The 15,753-nt window shown below is 69.2% G+C and carries 18 protein-coding genes; 4 read left to right on the top strand and 14 right to left on the bottom strand.

Annotated elements, in window-relative coordinates; genetic code table 11:
• The coding region (locus tag VED21_RS33370; protein WP_324890231.1) for a TadE/TadG family type IV pilus assembly protein at positions 1-406 on the top strand (406 nt) is incomplete at its 5' end.
• A gap of 18 nt (positions 407-424) precedes the next feature.
• On the opposite strand, the gene VED21_RS33365 is transcribed toward VED21_RS33370, so the two are convergent.
• Genes VED21_RS33365 through radA form a run of 4 tightly spaced genes read right to left on the bottom strand, consistent with a single transcriptional unit; the run spans position 425 to position 4,712 of the window.
• Positions 425-1,129, bottom strand: coding sequence for an SDR family NAD(P)-dependent oxidoreductase (locus VED21_RS33365; protein WP_324890230.1), 705 nt, complete (start codon positions 1,127-1,129; stop codon positions 425-427).
• 14 nt (positions 1,130-1,143) lie between these two features.
• On the bottom strand, positions 1,144-2,601 hold the full coding sequence (gene purF / locus VED21_RS33360; protein WP_324890229.1) for an amidophosphoribosyltransferase: 1,458 nt from the start codon (positions 2,599-2,601) through the stop codon (positions 1,144-1,146).
• Positions 2,602-2,631: 30 nt separating this feature from the next.
• On the bottom strand, positions 2,632-3,315 hold the full coding sequence (locus VED21_RS33355) for a CvpA family protein (protein ID WP_324890228.1): 684 nt from the start codon (positions 3,313-3,315) through the stop codon (positions 2,632-2,634).
• Between the two features lie 20 nt (positions 3,316-3,335).
• Complete coding sequence (radA, locus tag VED21_RS33350) at positions 3,336-4,712, bottom strand: DNA repair protein RadA (protein ID WP_324890233.1); 1,377 nt, start codon at positions 4,710-4,712, stop codon at positions 3,336-3,338.
• A 131-nt stretch (positions 4,713-4,843) separates the two neighbouring features.
• Here radA and map point away from each other — a divergent pair, with 131 nt between their 5' ends.
• Genes map through VED21_RS33335 form a run of 3 tightly spaced genes read left to right on the top strand, consistent with a single transcriptional unit; the run spans position 4,844 to position 6,916 of the window.
• On the top strand, positions 4,844-5,680 hold the full coding sequence (gene map / locus VED21_RS33345; protein ID WP_324890232.1) for a type I methionyl aminopeptidase: 837 nt from the start codon (positions 4,844-4,846) through the stop codon (positions 5,678-5,680).
• A 14-nt stretch (positions 5,681-5,694) separates the two neighbouring features.
• Positions 5,695-6,291, top strand: a complete 597-nt coding sequence (locus VED21_RS33340) for an NUDIX hydrolase (protein ID WP_324890227.1) — start codon at positions 5,695-5,697, stop codon at positions 6,289-6,291.
• Positions 6,292-6,334: 43 nt separating this feature from the next.
• Positions 6,335-6,916, top strand: a complete 582-nt coding sequence (locus tag VED21_RS33335; protein WP_324890226.1) for a Uma2 family endonuclease — start codon at positions 6,335-6,337, stop codon at positions 6,914-6,916.
• Here the strand turns inward: VED21_RS33335 and VED21_RS33330 are convergent, their stop codons facing one another.
• The 10 genes from VED21_RS33330 to rpsF form a co-directional block, all read right to left on the bottom strand.
• Positions 6,917-7,342 carry a VOC family protein gene (locus VED21_RS33330; RefSeq protein WP_324890225.1) on the bottom strand — a complete coding sequence of 142 codons (426 nt, stop codon included), beginning with the start codon at positions 7,340-7,342 and terminating at the stop codon, positions 6,917-6,919.
• A 4-nt stretch (positions 7,343-7,346) separates the two neighbouring features.
• On the bottom strand, positions 7,347-8,126 hold the full coding sequence (locus VED21_RS33325) for an ABC transporter ATP-binding protein (RefSeq protein WP_324890224.1): 780 nt from the start codon (positions 8,124-8,126) through the stop codon (positions 7,347-7,349).
• Positions 8,123-8,899, bottom strand: coding sequence for an ABC transporter permease (locus VED21_RS33320; protein WP_324890223.1), 777 nt, complete (start codon positions 8,897-8,899; stop codon positions 8,123-8,125). Before VED21_RS33320 ends, VED21_RS33325 begins: the two co-directional genes overlap by 4 nt.
• The gene (gene alr / locus VED21_RS33315) at positions 8,887-10,023 is read right to left on the bottom strand and encodes an alanine racemase (protein WP_324890222.1); all 1,137 of its coding nucleotides are present in this window, start codon (positions 10,021-10,023) and stop codon (positions 8,887-8,889) included. Before alr ends, VED21_RS33320 begins: the two co-directional genes overlap by 13 nt.
• The gene (locus tag VED21_RS33310; RefSeq protein WP_324890221.1) at positions 10,016-11,536 is read right to left on the bottom strand and encodes a replicative DNA helicase; all 1,521 of its coding nucleotides are present in this window, start codon (positions 11,534-11,536) and stop codon (positions 10,016-10,018) included. Before VED21_RS33310 ends, alr begins: the two co-directional genes overlap by 8 nt.
• Positions 11,537-11,686: 150 nt before the next feature.
• Positions 11,687-12,922 (bottom strand): cyclopropane-fatty-acyl-phospholipid synthase family protein, encoded by a 1,236-nt coding sequence (locus VED21_RS33305; RefSeq protein ID WP_324890220.1) that lies wholly within the window; start codon positions 12,920-12,922, stop codon positions 11,687-11,689.
• 204 nt (positions 12,923-13,126) lie between these two features.
• On the bottom strand, positions 13,127-13,687 hold the full coding sequence (gene rplI, locus VED21_RS33300; protein WP_324890219.1) for a 50S ribosomal protein L9: 561 nt from the start codon (positions 13,685-13,687) through the stop codon (positions 13,127-13,129).
• Positions 13,687-14,643 carry a DUF2232 domain-containing protein gene (locus tag VED21_RS33295; RefSeq protein ID WP_324890218.1) on the bottom strand — a complete coding sequence of 319 codons (957 nt, stop codon included), beginning with the start codon at positions 14,641-14,643 and terminating at the stop codon, positions 13,687-13,689. Before VED21_RS33295 ends, rplI begins: the two co-directional genes overlap by 1 nt.
• Positions 14,644-14,686: 43 nt before the next feature.
• Complete coding sequence (gene rpsR / locus VED21_RS33290) at positions 14,687-14,959, bottom strand: 30S ribosomal protein S18 (RefSeq protein WP_324890217.1); 273 nt, start codon at positions 14,957-14,959, stop codon at positions 14,687-14,689.
• Complete coding sequence (rpsF, locus tag VED21_RS33285) at positions 14,959-15,399, bottom strand: 30S ribosomal protein S6 (protein WP_324890216.1); 441 nt, start codon at positions 15,397-15,399, stop codon at positions 14,959-14,961. The genes rpsR and rpsF overlap by 1 nt, the downstream gene beginning before the upstream one ends.
• Between the last annotated feature and the right edge of the window lie 354 nt (positions 15,400-15,753).

Here is a 15,753-nt window from a genome sequence, read left to right as displayed (position 1 = left end):
GATGATGCGGCGGCGCCTGCTGCGCGACGAGCGCGGGTCCGTGCTGATCGAGTTCGCGCTGGTCCTGCCGCTGTTCTTCGCCGTGCTGGTCGCCATCATCGAGACGGCGACCTTCTTCTGGACGCGCAACACATTGCAGTTCGCCGCCGAGGAGGCCGCGCGGCTGTCCATGGTGAACACCGCCACGACGCCGGCCGCCATCAAGACCGCCGTGAACGCCCGGCTGACCACGATCTCCCTCGATCCGGCCCGGCTGACGGTGACCGCGGTGCTCGACCCCTTCGGCGGGGTGAAGTTCATGAAGGTGACGGCGCGCTACGCCTGGCCGGCCGGCGGCATCACCGGCCTGCTCCCGGTCGCGCTCGGCGACGCGGTGGGCGAGGCGCGGGTGCCGATGGTGCAGTGACGGCCGGGGGGTGCCTGGTCAGACCGACACCACTTCGCCGTGCCGCGTGCAGGCCGGTTCGGCCAGATCGACGAAGCGGTCGGTGATCTCCTCCGGCGCCGGCAGGGTGTCCGGGTTCTCGCCGGGGAAGGCCTGCACGCGCAGCTTGGTGCGCACCACGCCGGGGTCGACCAGATTGACGCGCAGGTTCGACTGGGAAACCTCCAGCGCGTAGGTCTGCACCATCATCTCCAGCGCCGCCTTGCTGGCGGCGTAGGGGCCCCAGTAATGGGTGGGGCCGTGCGCGGCGCCCGAGGTGACGAAGATCGCCCGCCCCGCGTCGGAGGCGCGCAGCAGCCGGTCCGTGCTGCGGATCAGCCGGTAGTTGGCGGTGACGTTGGTGTCCATGATCCGGTGCCAGTGCTTCGGATCGTAGGTGGCGATCGGACCCAGCGTCTCCAGGACGGCGGCGTTGCCGACGACGATGTCCAGCCGGCCGAAGCGCTCGAAGATCGCCTGGCCCAACTGGTCGATCTTGTCGAACTCCATCAGGTTCAGCGTCACCAGCGTGGCATTGGCGCCGGTTTCCTTCTGGATGGCGTCGTCCACCTCCTCCAGCGCACCGGTGGTGCGGGCGGTGAGGATGACGTGGGCACCCTCGGCGGCGAAGCGCTTGGCGACGGCGGCGCCGATGCCGCGCGAGGCGCCGGTGATCAGGGCGATGCGGCCTGCAAGACGGGACATGCTTGCTCCGCTCCTCAGGCGCGCACGGCGGTGCGGACGGGGGCGTCCGGCCCGTTTTCCGCGTCGCGGTCGGTCAGGCGGATCGGGTAGTCGCCGGTGAAGCAGGCGTCGCAGAAGCTCAGCGCGTCCGGGTCGCGCTTCGCCTCGCCCATGGCGCGGTAGAGGCCGTCGAGCGAGATGAAGGCGAGGCTGTCGGCCTGGATGAACTGCCGCATCTCCTCCACCGACATGCGGTGCGCCAGCAGCTTCGACTGCTCCGGCGTGTCGATGCCGTAGAAGCAGGGGTGCGAGGTCGGCGGGCTGGAGATGCGCATGTGCACCTCCTTGGCGCCGGCGGCGCGCACCATCTCCACGATCTTCTTGGACGTGGTGCCGCGCACGATGGAGTCGTCCACCAGCACGACGCGCTTGCCTTCGATCATGGCGCGGTTGGCGTTGTGCTTCAGCTTCACGCCCAGGTGGCGGATCTGGTCGGTCGGCTCGATGAAGGTGCGGCCGACGTAGTGGTTGCGGATGATCCCCAGCTCGAACGGCACGCCGCTTTCCGCCGCGTAGCCCAGCGCCGCCGGCACGCCGCTGTCCGGCACCGGGACGATCAGGTCGGCCTCGACCGCCGCCTCGCGGGCCAGTTCGCGGCCGATGCGCTGGCGCGCCTGATAGACCGACGATCCCTCCATCACGCTGTCGGGCCGCGCGAAGTAGATGTATTCGAAGATGCAGAAGCGGCGGTTGGTCGGCTGGAACGGGCGCAGGCTGTGCACGCCGGTGTTGTCCAGCACGATCATCTCGCCCGGCTCCACGTCGCGCACGAAGTCGGCGCCGACGATGTCCAGGGCACAGGTCTCGCTGGTCAGGATGTAGGCGTCGCCCAGCTTGCCCAGCACCAGCGGCCGCACGCCCATCGCGTCGCGCACGCCGATCACCGTGTCGGCGGCCTGCGCCACCAGGGAGAAGGCGCCCTCGACCTGCCGGATCGCCTCGATCATGCGGTCAACGGGGGAGCCGCCGCGGGCCAGCGCCATCAGGTGGACGATGACCTCGGTGTCGGTGGTCGACTGGAACAGGCAGCCGCGGCGCACCAGCTGGCGGCGCAGCACCTGGGCGTTGGTCAGGTTGCCGTTGTGCGCCAGCGCGAAGCCGCCGAAGTCCAGTTCGGCGTACAGCGGCTGCACGTTGCGCATGCTGACGTCGCCGGTGGTGGCGTAGCGCACGTGGCCGATGGCGGCGTCGCCCTTCAGGCGCGAGATGACCGATTCCTTGGAGAAATGGTCGCCGACGACGCCCATCGTGTGTTCGACGTGGAAGTTCGTCCCGTCGAAGCTGACGATGCCCGCGGCCTCCTGGCCGCGGTGCTGCAGCGCGTGCAGGCCCAGCGCGGTGATCGCGGACGCCTGGGTGTGGCGCAGGATGCCGAACACGCCGCACTCCTCGCGCAGCTTGTCGTCATCGACGAACGGATGCGTCGTCAGCATCGGGGAATCCTCGTGTTGCACGGCCGGTCCTCAGCGCGTGTTCTGAATCAGTCGCTCGAGATCGCCGCGGTCGCGATCCTTATAGCCCGTATCATTGGCGGGCGCACCCGTCTTGGCGGTGCCCGCCGGCACCGGGGTGGCGAGGCGGTCAAGCGCCTGCTTGGCTTCCAGGGCCTGCCGCGTGGCGTCGCGCGCCATGCCCATCTGGTTCAGGCTTTCCGTGCGCATGTGCGCCGGAACCAGTTCATAGATCATGCCGGCCCCAGCCGTCAGCAGCGGCTGGGTCTTGGCCTCCTTCAGCCACTGCGGCTGCTCGGCCGGCGGCACCAGCCACGTGAAGAAGAGGAAGGCGACCGACACCAGGACGCCACCCTTCAACAGGCCGAACAGGAACCCCAGCGAGCGGTCGACCGCCGACAGGGACGAATTCTGCACGCCGCGCGACAGCCGCCCGGCGATCAGCGTCAGCGCCACCAGGGCCACGATGAAGATGGCCACCGCCGACAGCGCGTAGGCGATCATCTCCACCTTGATGTACTGCTGGGTGACCGGCAGCACGAAGGGCAGGGTGTAGAGCGTGATGACGGCGGCCCCGCCCCAGGCGGCGACCGACATCACCTCGGCCACCATGCCGCGGGTGAATGCCAGCAGTGCGGCCAGCAGCAGCACGGCGAACACCGCCGCATCCGCCGGATTGATCGGAAAGTTTTCCATGATCCGCTACCTCAGCCCTCTCATCGCCGCGTGCCGCCGTCCGCCTGGAACAGCGGCATCAACTCGCCCAGGTGCTGCAGTTCCACCGTGCGCAGGGCGGCGTCGCTGCGGCCGGCGCTTCGTCTAGCCGGAATGAGCGCCGATGAAAACCCCAGCTTTGCGGCTTCCTTGAGGCGGGCCTCGGTCTGGCTGACCGCGCGCACCTCGCCGGACAGGCCGATCTCGCCGAACACCACGGCGTCGGCGGGCACCGGCTCGCCGGTCAGCGACGACACCAGCGCCGCCGCCACGGCCAGATCGGCCGCCGGCTCGCCGATGCGCAGGCCGCCGGCGACGTTCAGGTAGACGTCGTTGGCGCCGATGGCGACGCCGCAGCGCGCCTCCAGCACCGCCAGCACCATGGCAAGCCGCGCCGAGTCCCAGCCCACCACCGCGCGGCGCGGCGTGCCCAGCGGGGAGGGGGCGACCAGCGCCTGCACCTCCACCAGCACCGGCCGCGTGCCCTCCATGCCGGCGAAGACGGCGGCACCCGAGACGTCGCCGCGCCGTTCCGCCAGGAACAGGGCGGAGGGGTTGGAGACCTCCGACAGGCCGGCGTCGCCCATCTCGAACACGCCGATCTCGTCGGTGGCGCCGAAGCGGTTCTTGACCGCGCGCAGGATGCGGAACTGGTGCCCGCGCTCGCCTTCGAAATACAGCACCGTGTCCACCATGTGCTCCAGCACGCGGGGGCCGGCGATGGTGCCTTCCTTGGTGACGTGGCCGACCAGCAGCAGCACGACGCCGCGCCGCTTGGCCACGCGGATCAGCTCGTGCGCCGAGGCGCGGACCTGCGCCACCGTGCCCGGCGCGCTGTCCAGCGTGTCGACGTACATGGTCTGGATGGAGTCGATGACGACGATCTCCGGCCCGTCCGCCATGTCCAGCGACGCCGCGATGTCGCGCACGCTGGTGGCCGAGGCGAGGTCGACCGGGGCGGACGCGCAGCCCAGGCGCTGTGCCCGCAGGCGCACCTGGTCCACCGCCTCCTCGCCCGAGACGTAGGCGCAACGCCAGATCTGCGCCAGACGCGCCATGGCCTGGAGCAGCAGGGTGGACTTGCCGATGCCCGGATCGCCGCCGATGAGGAGGACGGAGCCCGGCACCAGACCGCCGCCGCACACGCGGTCCAGCTCGGCGATGCCGGTCAGGCGGCGCGGCGCGGGTTCGGAGGCGCCGGACAGGCCGACGAAGTCGATGCGCCGCCCCTTGGCCGCGCCCAGGCCCTTCGGCGCCGATTCCGGGACCGCTTCCTCGACCAGGGTGTTCCATTCCCCGCAGGCGTCGCAGCGTCCGGCCCATTTGGGGAAGGAAGCGCCGCACGACTGGCAGGCATAGCGCGTGGTGGGCTTGGCCAAGGTCTTATGGAGCACGGTCGGGGGTTCGGGGTCGGCGCATATATAGCAAGCCGGGTGCCCGAGTCCTATGGGGCAAACATGAAATTATTGGGGTTGAGCGAGGGGCAGCTATACCGGATGGTGGGGCCATGATGACCGATACCGTTTCACTGACGAACGAAGCCTTCACGACCGATGCCGAGGGGCGGCGCGTGCCGCTGCACGGGCCGGAGGCGTTCGAAAAGCTGCGCCGCGCCGGCCGCCTGGCCGCCGAGACGCTGGACCACATCACCCCGCACGTGGTGCCGGGCGTGACCACCGGGCACCTGGACGCGCTGATCGAGCGCTTCATGCGCGACAACGGGGCGATCCCGGCCACCATCGGGTACAAGGGCTATCCGGCCGCCAGCTGCATCTCGCCCAACCACGTGGTCAACCACGGCATCCCCAGCCCGGACAAGCGGCTGGTGGACGGCGACATCGTCAACATCGACGTGACGGTGATCCTGGACGGCTGGTACGGCGACACCAGCCGCATGTTCTTCGTCGGCGACAAGATCGGCGTGAAGGCACGCAAGCTGACCGAGATCACCTACGACGCCATGATGGCCGGCATCGCCGCCGCCAAGCCCGGCAACACGCTGGGCGACGTCGGCCACGCCATCCAGACGCTGGCGGAGGCCAACCGCTTTTCCGTGGTGCGCGACTTCGGCGGGCACGGTATCGGCCGCGTCTTCCACGACGCCCCGCACGTCGACCATTTCGGCCGGCCGGGGCAGGGGACGCGCCTCGTCCCCGGCATGGTCTTCACCATCGAGCCGATGCTGAACGCCGGCAAGCCGGACGTGAAGATCCTGTCCGACGGCTGGACCACGGTGACCCGCGACCGCTCGCTCTCCGCCCAGTTCGAGCATCAGGTCGGCATCACCGAGGATGGCTGCGAGATCTTCACCCTCTCGCCCGCCGGCTTCACCAGACCGCCCTATTGACGGAGCCCCCGCGCGTGTCCGACGAACTGAAGCCCTGGTCGATCGTCGCCAGCCGCGACGTGTACGTGCACGAGCCCTGGCTGAAGATCCGCGTCGAGACGCTGGAACTGCCGGACGGACGGCGCGTGGAGTTCCATCAGGTCGACACGCGCGACTTCGTCATCATCGTGCCGCAGACCGACGACGGGCGCTTCGTGCTGCTGCGCCAGTACAAGCATGGTGCCCGCCGGGTGAACGTGAACTTCCCCGCCGGCACCATGGAGACCGGGGAGCCGCCGCTGGAGTGCGCCCGGCGCGAGTTGCTGGAGGAGACGGGGTACGAGGCGGACGACTGGACGGCCTGCGGCGGCTACGTGCTGATGGGCAACGCGCGCGGCGCCACCTGCCACCTGTTCGTCGCCCGCAACTGCCGCAAGGTGGCCGAGCCGGACTCCGGCGACCTGGAGGAGATGCGCGTCGAGGTGATGACGCGCGACGAGCTGCTCGCCACCGTGGCGCGCGGCGACTTCGCCATCGCGTCGCAGGTGGCGGCTCTCGGGCTGGCGCTGAACCCGGAGATGGCGGCGGCACTGGCCCAAGGGGCCGCACGGGGAGCCGAGGTGACGGGATAGGCGTTTTCCGGTAGGATCATACCGATCCCTGGGAGGTGCCGCGATGAACGCCCTGCCGAAACGCCGCTCGATGACGCTGGCCGAGTTCCTCGACTGGGAGGAACGGCAGGAGGAGCGGCATGAATTCATTGATGGCGAAATCACCGCCATGGTCGGTGGAACCATCCTGCATTCACGGATTGCCGGGAACCTTCACGTGGCCCTCCGCAGCCGTTTGCGTGGCTCGCCGTGCGAGGTGTTTCAGGAGGGGATCAAAGTCGTTACGGCATCGGGTGCCTTTTACCCCGACGCGTTCGTCACCTGCACCAAGCTCACGGACGCCGACCGGCTGGTGGCTGAACCCGCGGTGATTTTCGAGGTGCTTTCCCCAACCACCAGGAATCGCGATCTCATCACGAAAAACCGGGCTTACCGCACCATCGGAAGCCTGTCGCAGTACGTCGTGGTGTCGCAGGAGGATCTCAGCGTTCAGAGCTTTCTTCGTAAGGGCGAAGACTGGACGCACCAGATCGCGGACGGTGCCGACGGCATTCTTGCCGTCCCGAGCCTCGGCTTCGCGATTCCGCTGAGCGAGATTTACGAGCGGACGGAGTTGCTCGCCGCCGCACAGGCCGACGAGGCGTGATCACGCTGGCAGGGTGACGTTGCCGTCGGCGTCCAGCGGGAAGAACGGGTTCCAGGCGACTTCCCACAGGTGCCCGTCGGGATCGGCGAAATAGCCGCAGTGGCCGCCCCAGAACACGTCCTGCGCCGGCTTCACCAGCGTGGCGCCCGCCGCCACCGCCTCCGCCAGCACCGCGGCGACCTCGTCCTTCGTCGCCACGTTGTGGGCCAGCGTGACCCCGCGGAAGCCGCTGCCCTGCTCCGGCACCGTCGCGTCCTGCGCCAGCGCGGCCCGGCCGAACAACGCCAGCACCGTGCCGCCAGCCTGGAAGAAGGCGACGTTGGCGTTGCTGGTGCTCGACGCCACGAAGCCCAGCCGTTCGTAGAAGGCGCGGCTGCGCGCCACGTCGGCGACACCCAGGGTGACGAGGCTGAGGCGCGGTTGCATGGCTTTACAGCGCCCGGATCTGCATCTGGATCGGCCCCTCGGCGCGGCCGTGCACGAACTGGTCGACGTAGGGGTTGCCGGAGTTGTCGATCTCGCTGGCGTGGCCGGCCCAGATGATCTTGCCCTGGTAGATCATGGCGATCCGGTCGGCGATCTTGCGGGCCGAGGCCATGTCGTGCGTGATCGTCACGGCGGTGGCGCCCAGGTCCTTCACGCACTTCACGATCAGCTCGTTGATCACGTCGGCCATGATGGGGTCGAGGCCGGTGGTCGGCTCGTCGAAGAAGATGATCTCCGGCTCGTCGGCGATGGCGCGGGCCAGCGCCACGCGCTTCTGCATGCCGCCCGACAGCTCGGCCGGCGACAGCTCGCCCACCTCCGGCGACAGGCCGACGGCGCCCAGCTTGGCGATGGCGATCTCCCTGGCCTGGGGGCGCGGCATGTGCTCGCCCTGGATCAGGCCGAAGGCGACGTTCTCCCACACCTTCAGGCTGTCGAAGAGGGCCGCACCCTGGAACAGCATGCCGAACTTGTGCAGCAGCTTCTCGCGCTCGCGACTCTTCAGGCGCGTGGTCTCCTGCCCATCCACCTTGATGGAGCCGGTGTCCGGCTGCAGCAGGCCCAGGATGCACTTCAGCATCACCGACTTGCCGGTGCCCGAGCCGCCGATGACGACCAGCGATTCGCCGCGCCCCACCTCCAGGTCGATGCCGTTCAGCACGACCTTGTGGCCGAAGCGCTTGTGCACGTGCTTGAGCGCGATCTTGGGCGGGGGATTGGTCATTTCGTCGAGAAGAATATGCCGGTGATCAGGTAGTTCGACACCAGGATGAGGATGGAAGCGGCGACCACCGCGTTGGTCGTCGCCTGACCCACGCCCTGCGCGCCGCCGCGCGACTTGTAACCGAAATAGCAGCCCATCAGCGCGATGACGAAGCCGAACACTGCCGCCTTGACGAGGCCGGAGATCACGTCCAGCGGCTCCAGGAACTCCCAGGTGCGGCTGATGTAGGAGGACGGGTTGAAGTCCAGCCGGTAGACGCTGACCAGGAAACCGCCGAACACGCCGATGATGTCGGCCACCAGCACCAGCAGCGGCAGCATGGCCGTGCCGGCGATCAGGCGCGGCGCCACCAGATACTTGAACGGGTTGGTGGACAGCGTGGACAGCGCGTCGATCTGCTCGGTCACCCGCATGGTGCCGATCTCGGCCGCCATGGCGGCGCCGATGCGCCCCGCCACCATCAGGCCGGCCAGCACGGGACCCAGTTCGCGCGTCACCGACAGCACCACGACGGTGGCGATGGCGCCCTCCGCCTGGAAGCGGGCGAAGCCCGTGTAGCTTTGCAGCGCCAGCACCATGCCGGTGAACAGCGCGGTCAGGCCCACCACCGGCAGCGAGTAGTAGCCGATGTCGATCATCTGCCGCAGGATCTGCCGGGCGTAGTACGGCGGCCGGAAGCAGTGCGAGATGGCGCGGCCGGTGAACAGCGACAGCTGCCCCGTCGCCTCCAGGAAGATCAGGAAGGCACGGCCCGTCGCGGCTAGGAACGGCATCGCGCGCCCTCGGCCGGATCGACGTAGACGCGGTGGTAGCGCGGGCCGAGCGACGTCAGCACCTCGTACCCGATGGTGCCGGCCTGCTCCGCCACGGTGTCGACCGTCCGGTTGGGGCCGATCAGCTCCACCAGCATGCCGGGGGCGACGGCGCCGTCCGGCAGCGCGGTGATGTCGACCGTGATCAGATCCATGGAAATCCGTCCAACCACCGGAGCCGGGACGCCGCCGACGTGAACATGCCCGCGACCGCTGAGCGACCGCAGGTAGCCGTCGGCGTAACCCACTGCGATGGTTGCAATTTTGCCTCTCCCCGCAACGCGGTGGGTGGCACCGTATCCAACGGTCATAGGGCTGTCAACGTTGCGCACCTGCAGGACCCGCGCGTCCAGGCGCACCGTCTGCGCCATCGGGTTCGGCTGCGTCGGCGTCGGGTTCACGCCAAAGAGCGCGCAGCCCGGCCGCACGAGGTCGAAATGCCAGGGATTTCCAAGGAAAATCCCCGACGAATTGGCGAGGCTGGCCGGCGCCGCCGGCAGCCGCGCCAGCGCCATGCGGAAGCGACCGAGCTGCTGCGCGTTCATCGGCGTGTCCGCCTCGGCGCAGGCGAGGTGGCTGATCCACGCCCGGACACGCATGCCCGACAGGCGTGCGGGATCCTCCGCCAGCGTGTCCAGCTCGTCGGGACCCAGCCCGAGTCGGTTCATGCCGGTGTCGATGTGCACGGCGGTCGGCAGGGACTCGCCGCGCGCCCGGCAGAAGGCCGCCCAGGCGTCGATCTCGCCCAGGTGGTTCAGCACGGGGACGATGCGGTGCGCTGCGAACTCGGCCTCCGTCCCGGTGGGCAGGCCGCCCAGCGACAGGATCTCGGCGTCCGGCACGACGGCGCGCACCGCCAGCGCCTCCTCGAACTGTGCCACCACGAAGGTCTCGCATCCGGCCGCCGCCAGGGCAGGGGCCACGCGCGCGGCCCCCAGGCCGTAGGCGTCTGCCTTCACCACGGCCGAACAGCGCGCCGGGGCCACGCGGTTGCGCAGCAGGCGCCAGTTGGCGACGACGGCGCCGAGGTCGACGGTCAGCACCGCGCCGGCGCGGGCCAAGGCATCACGGGTCGGGTCACTCATCGGGGCCGATGTCGTGCGTGGTGTCGAGGTCGCCGAAGCGCGTGAACTGGCCGTCGAAGTAGAGGCGCACCGTGCCGACCGGGCCGTGGCGCTGCTTGGCGATGATCGCCTCGGCGGTGTTGTGCACCTCGGCGTAGCGCTTCTGCCAGGCGGCGTAGCGGTCGTTGTACTTGTCCTCCGTCTCCTCCGGGCGGCGGGCCGGCTCGGCGCGCTCCAGGTAGTACTGTTCGCGGAAGACGAACATGACCACGTCGGCGTCCTGCTCGATCGAGCCCGATTCGCGCAGGTCCGACAGCTGCGGCCGCTTGTCCTCGCGCGACTCGACGGCGCGGCTCAGCTGCGACAGCGCCAGCACCGGCAGGTCCAGCTCCTTGGCGATGGCCTTCAGGCCGCGGGTGATCTCCGAGATTTCCAGCACGCGGTTCTCGCTGGCCTTGGCCGAGCTGCCGCGCAGCAGCTGGAGGTAGTCGACCACCACCATGCCCAGGTTGTGCGTGCGCTTCAGCCGCCGGCAGCGCGTGCGCACCGCGGCCACCGACAGGGCCGGCGTGTCGTCCACGAAGAACGGCACGCGCGACAGATCCTGGCTGGCCTTGATGAATTTGGGGAAGTCGGTGTCGCGGATCTCGCCGCGGCGGATCTTGTCGCCCGACACCTCCGCCTCGTCGGCGAGGATACGGGTGGCCAGCTGCTCGGACGACATTTCCAGCGAGAAGAACCCGACGCACGCCCCTTCCTGCCCGTTCGACTGCATGTGCGCCTTGGCCGCGCGGAAGGCGATGTTCGTAGCGAGGGCGGTCTTGCCCATGCTCGGTCTTCCGGCCAGGATGATCAGGTCGGACGGGTGGAAGCCGCCCAGCTTGCGGTCCAGGTCGCGCAGGCCGGTGGTGACGCCGGTGACGTGGCTGGAGCGGCGGAAGGCCGTCTCCGCCATCTCGATGGCCAGTTTCAGCGACTCGGAGAAGGCGACGAAGCCGCCCTGCACGTCGCCCGTGGAGGCCAGGTCGAACAGCTGCTTTTCCGCCTGCTCGATCTGGTTCATGGCGTTGGTGTCGAGGTCGTGCTGGTACGCCTCGTTCACCATGTCGGTGCCGACCTCGATCAGCTGCCGGCGCAGGAACAGGTCGAAGATGGTGCGGCCGTAATCCTCGGCGTTGACGATGGTCACCACGTTGGCCGCCAGCTCGGCCAGATAGCTTCCGCCGCCGCCGTCCGCCACCAGATCCGGGTCGTTCTCGAAATAGGCCTTCAGCGTCACCGGGTTGGCGATCTGCCCGCGCTCGATCATCTTCATGACGGCTTCGAAGATGCGCTGGTGCGCGGGGTCGTAGAAGTGCTGCGGCCGCAGGAACTCGGCCACCCGCTCGTAGGCCTTGTTGTTGACCAGGATGGCGCCCAGCAGCGCCTGCTCCGCCTCCTCGTTGTGGGGCGGGGTGCGGTACTCGGACGACGTGCGGGCGGAGCCGGCGTCGAGGATGCGCGGCTCGAAGGCTGTGGGAAGCTTGTTCTCCATGGGCCGCACTCTACCAAAGCGCCAGGGCCGGGAGCTGTGCCAAGCGCGCACGGCTCCCAGAAAAACCTGTGCACAACTTTCATCCCCAGGGGGACAACACCGGGGATAACCGCAAAGCGCGGCCAAAAACAAGCCATTGCGGGCCGATGTTCAGGCGGCGATGCCGGTGGGCGCAGCCGCCAGGGCGTGTTCCGCAGTGCCGATGTAGTCGCGCGTCAGCGGCACCGCGTCGGCGCGCTTGGCCATCTGCACCTGGAAGACCATGTGGCCCTGGAAGCGGAAGGCGATCTCGCAGCCGGCCAGATAGAACTCCCACATGCGGCAGAACCGCTCGTCGTAGAGCCGCCGCGCCTCCTCCCGCCGCGCCGTGAAGCGCTGGCGCCAGTGGCGCAGCGTCTCGGCGTAGTGCAGGCGCAGGATCTCCACGTCGGTCGCCCACAGCCGCGCCTCTTCGATGCGCGGCAGCACCTCCGACAGCGCGGGGGAGTAGCCGCCGGGGAAGATGTACTTGCGGATCCAGCCGTTGGTGGTGCCCGGCCCGTCGCTGCGGCCGATGGAGTGCAGCAGCGCGACACCGTCGTGGGCCAGCAGCGCGTGCACCCTGGCGAAGAACTCGGGATAATGCGGCACGCCCACGTGCTCGAACATGCCGACGGAGACGATGCGGTCGAAGCGGCCGGACATGTCGTGGCCCGTCATGGCGCGATAATCGCGCAGTTCGAAGCGCACGCGGTCGGCCAGCCCGGCGCGCTCGGCGCGCTCCTGCGCCACGGCCAGCTGCTCCTTGGACAGCGTGATGCCGGTGACCTCGACGCCGCAGGTCTGCGCCAGGTACAGCGCCATGCCGCCCCAGCCGCAGCCGATGTCCAGCACGCGCTGCCCCGGCTCCAGCAGCAGCTTGGCGGCGATGTGGCACTTCTTGGCCTCCTGCGCCTCCTCCAGGCTCATGCCGGGCCGCGCGAAGTAGGCGCAGGAGTACTGCATGTCGCGGTCGAGGAAGAGTTCGTAGAGCTGGCGCGACAGGTCGTAGTGGTGGGCGACGTTGCGCTGCGCGCGCTGCATGGGGTTGTGCTGCTGGATCGCGCGCACGGCCTTGCCCAGCGCTTCGCGCAGGCGGCCGAAGGGGCCGACTACGTCGGCGTCCTGGCACAGCACCACCAGCGCGTCGTAGATGCTGCCGCCCTCCACGCTGATGCGGCCGTCCATGTAGGCCTCGCCGAAGGCGATGCGCGGCTTCATCAGCAGCTCGCGCTGCACGGCCTTGTCGTGGAAACGCAAGGTGACCCGCGGTTCGCCGCGGCCGAATCGATGAGTCCTGCCCGCGCCGTCGACGATGGCGAGTGCGCCGGTGACGATCGCGGGTTCAAGGAAACGCGCAAGGAGCATTGCTGCCCTCCCGTCTCTGTCGAGCCCCCGCTTGGTAAGAGTGGGTGCCGAACGCGCGGGAGGAAAGGGGCAATCGTACGCATGCTATCGATTGCGCACGAAAGAGTGCTCCGAAGGCCACCCCCGGAAACGCGGAAAGCCGCCCCACTCCCTTGCGGGAGCGGGCGGCTTCCGGACGAGCGGTTCCCCGGTGAGGGGAGAGGATCAGGCCTCTTCGGCCTCGCCCTCGGTACCCTCGGTGGTCTCCTCGGCCTCTTCCTCCTCCAGGAGGTCGGCCGCGGTGACCATGCCGCCGCGCTGCGCCTGCAGCTCGGCTTCTTCCTGGGTGCGGGCGACGTTGACCGTCACCGACACGCTGACCTCCGGGTGCAGCACGATGCGCACCTTGAACAGGCCCAGCGTCTTGATCGGCTGGTCGATCGCCACCTGCTGGCGGCCGGTCTTGTAGCCGGCGGCCTCCAGGGCGTCCGCGATGTCGCGGCTGGACACCGAACCGTACAGCACGCCGGTCTCGCCCGCCTGGCGGGTGATGACGACCGACACGCCTTCCATCTTCTGCGCGACGAACGTGGCGTCCTTGCGGCGCTCGAGGTTCTGGGCCTCAAGCGTGGCGCGCTGCTTCTCGAACAGCTCCAGGTTGGCCTTGCTGGCGCGCAGCGCCTTCTTCTGGGGCAGCAGGTAGTTGCGGGCGAAGCCGGGCTTCACCTTCACAACCTGACCCATCTGGCCGAGCTTCTCGACCCGCTCCAACAGAATAACTTCCATCACTCGTCCTCCTGATCGGGGCCGGCGTTCGCCCAGCGGCGGCGCAGCCCAATCCATTGCTCGATCACCCCGAGGCCGACCAGAACCACGATCGGCCAACCGAAAAGAAACAGGAACAGGTAGAACCCGACGAGGAGCGCCACCCTGGCCTTCTGACGACCCGCGAACGCGTGCACGACGGCGAGGCCCGCGAAGCTGAACGGCACGGCGAGCACCAGCGCCACGTTCAGCGCCAGGAACCCGACCGGATCCGGCAGCAGCGCCGCCCCGGCGACCGCCAGCGCGAACGCAAGCGGCAGCCAACCCGGCAGCTCCACCGCGGTTATCCGCATCGGCGGCCGCCGATTGCGGGAGAACCGCATGAGGAGCCCCTGCGCCAGCGCCCCGTTGATGATGGTCATGAGCAACCACGACACCACCACGAGGCCCGGCATCAGCCGGGCGATGCCGAACGCTTCCGGCCCCAACGCTCCGGACTGGGCCGCCGTCCCCCCTTCCGGGGCGACCGCGCGCACCATGCCGGCGAGCGTCTCGCGCAACACGCCCTCCAGGCCGCCCGGCTCGCCGATCGTCCACACCACGGCGGCGAAGAACGCCGCGATGCCGAAACCGGTGAGCCCCATGAGCAGGAGGCCCGGTGGATACCACTCCACCCCGCCGCCGGCCGTGGGCCGGGCCAGCAGGGCTTGCCGCACCACGAACGCCGCGGGTACCGCCGCGGAAATCGCGTAGCCCACGAGGGCCGTCACGCTTCCGCTCGCCAGCAGCACCAGCACCGCCGCCGTCCCGCCGGCGATGGCCGTGGCCCGAGGGCCCAGCCAGAGACCGGCGAGGAGCAGCGGCAACGGCGCCAGATACGCCAGGATCAGCGCGCCGACGCTGCCGAACAGGACGGCGGCGTAGAACAGCGCGCTGACCGCGCCACCCGCGAGGGCGGCCACCAGGGCCGTTGGCATGCGGGCACCACTCCCAGGCGTCGGGTCCGTTCCGTTCCCGCCCTTACTTCACCACGTAGGGGAGCAGGGCGAGGAACCGGGCGCGCTTGATGGCGCGGGCCAGTTCACGCTGCTTCTTCGCGGACACCGCGGTGATGCGGCTCGGCACGATCTTGCCGCGCTCGGAAATGAAGCGCGACAGGAGCTTGACGTCCTTGTAGTCGATCGCCGGAGCATTCGCGCCCGAGAACGGGCAGGTCTTGCGGCGGCGGAAGAACGGGCGGCGCGGGCCGCCGCTGCGCGGCGCGGCGCCGCCGGTGGTCTGCTTGTCGCTCATCAGGCGGTCTCCCCTTCGGCGGCGGCGGGCTGCTCGGAACGGCGGGGCGGGCGGGGCCCGCGGTCATCGAAGCGGCGCGGGCCGCGGTCGCCGCGGTCACCACGCTCGCCGCGCTCGCCGCGGCTCTGCATCATCGCCGACGGGTTCGGGTCGAGCTTCTCGACGCGGACGGTCATGAACCGCAGCACGTCTTCGTTGATGCCCATGTTGCGCTCGGCCTCGAGCACGGCGGCCGCCGGCGCGTCGAGGTTGAGGAACAGGTAGTGACCCTTGCGGTTCTTCTTGATCTTGTAGGTGAGCGTCTTCAGGCCCCAGTACTCGGTCTTGGCGACCGAACCGCCGTTGTCGCGGATGATCTGGGAAAACTGCTCGCCCAGCGCCTCGGCCTGGGCGGCCGAGATGTCCTGGCGTGCGATGAGCACGCACTCGTACAAAGCCATTTGACTCCCCATGGCTGTTCATGGTCCGCCGCTGTGCCGTTTCCCACCACGGGTCGGGCCAGCCGCACGGGCCTAGCCGGCGGCACGGAGGCGCGCCGGCAAGGAGTTTGAAGCGCGGGAGTATGCACAGAACATGCGGCAGATCAAGCGATTCCGCGTGCGTGCGCGGATTCGATGCGCCCGCGTCGTCGTCGCCGGGAAAACAGGCGCAGAGGCAGGGAAGAAGGGGCCGCCGGCCGATCCGGCGCGGGGACTATAATATATATGGATACGGCCGTCTTGATCGGCCGGCCCGGGACAGCGGTCCAAGCATCGCTTGACTTGGCGTTTTTCGCGGGTATGACTGTCGCCCAC

The sequence above is a fragment of the Azospirillum sp. genome, assembly GCF_035627195.1.
In the GTDB taxonomy this organism is placed as follows: Bacteria; Pseudomonadota; Alphaproteobacteria; order Azospirillales; family Azospirillaceae; genus Azospirillum.
The sequence above is the reverse complement of the archived record's forward strand: the minus strand, read 5'-3'. Positions and strand labels throughout refer to the sequence as shown.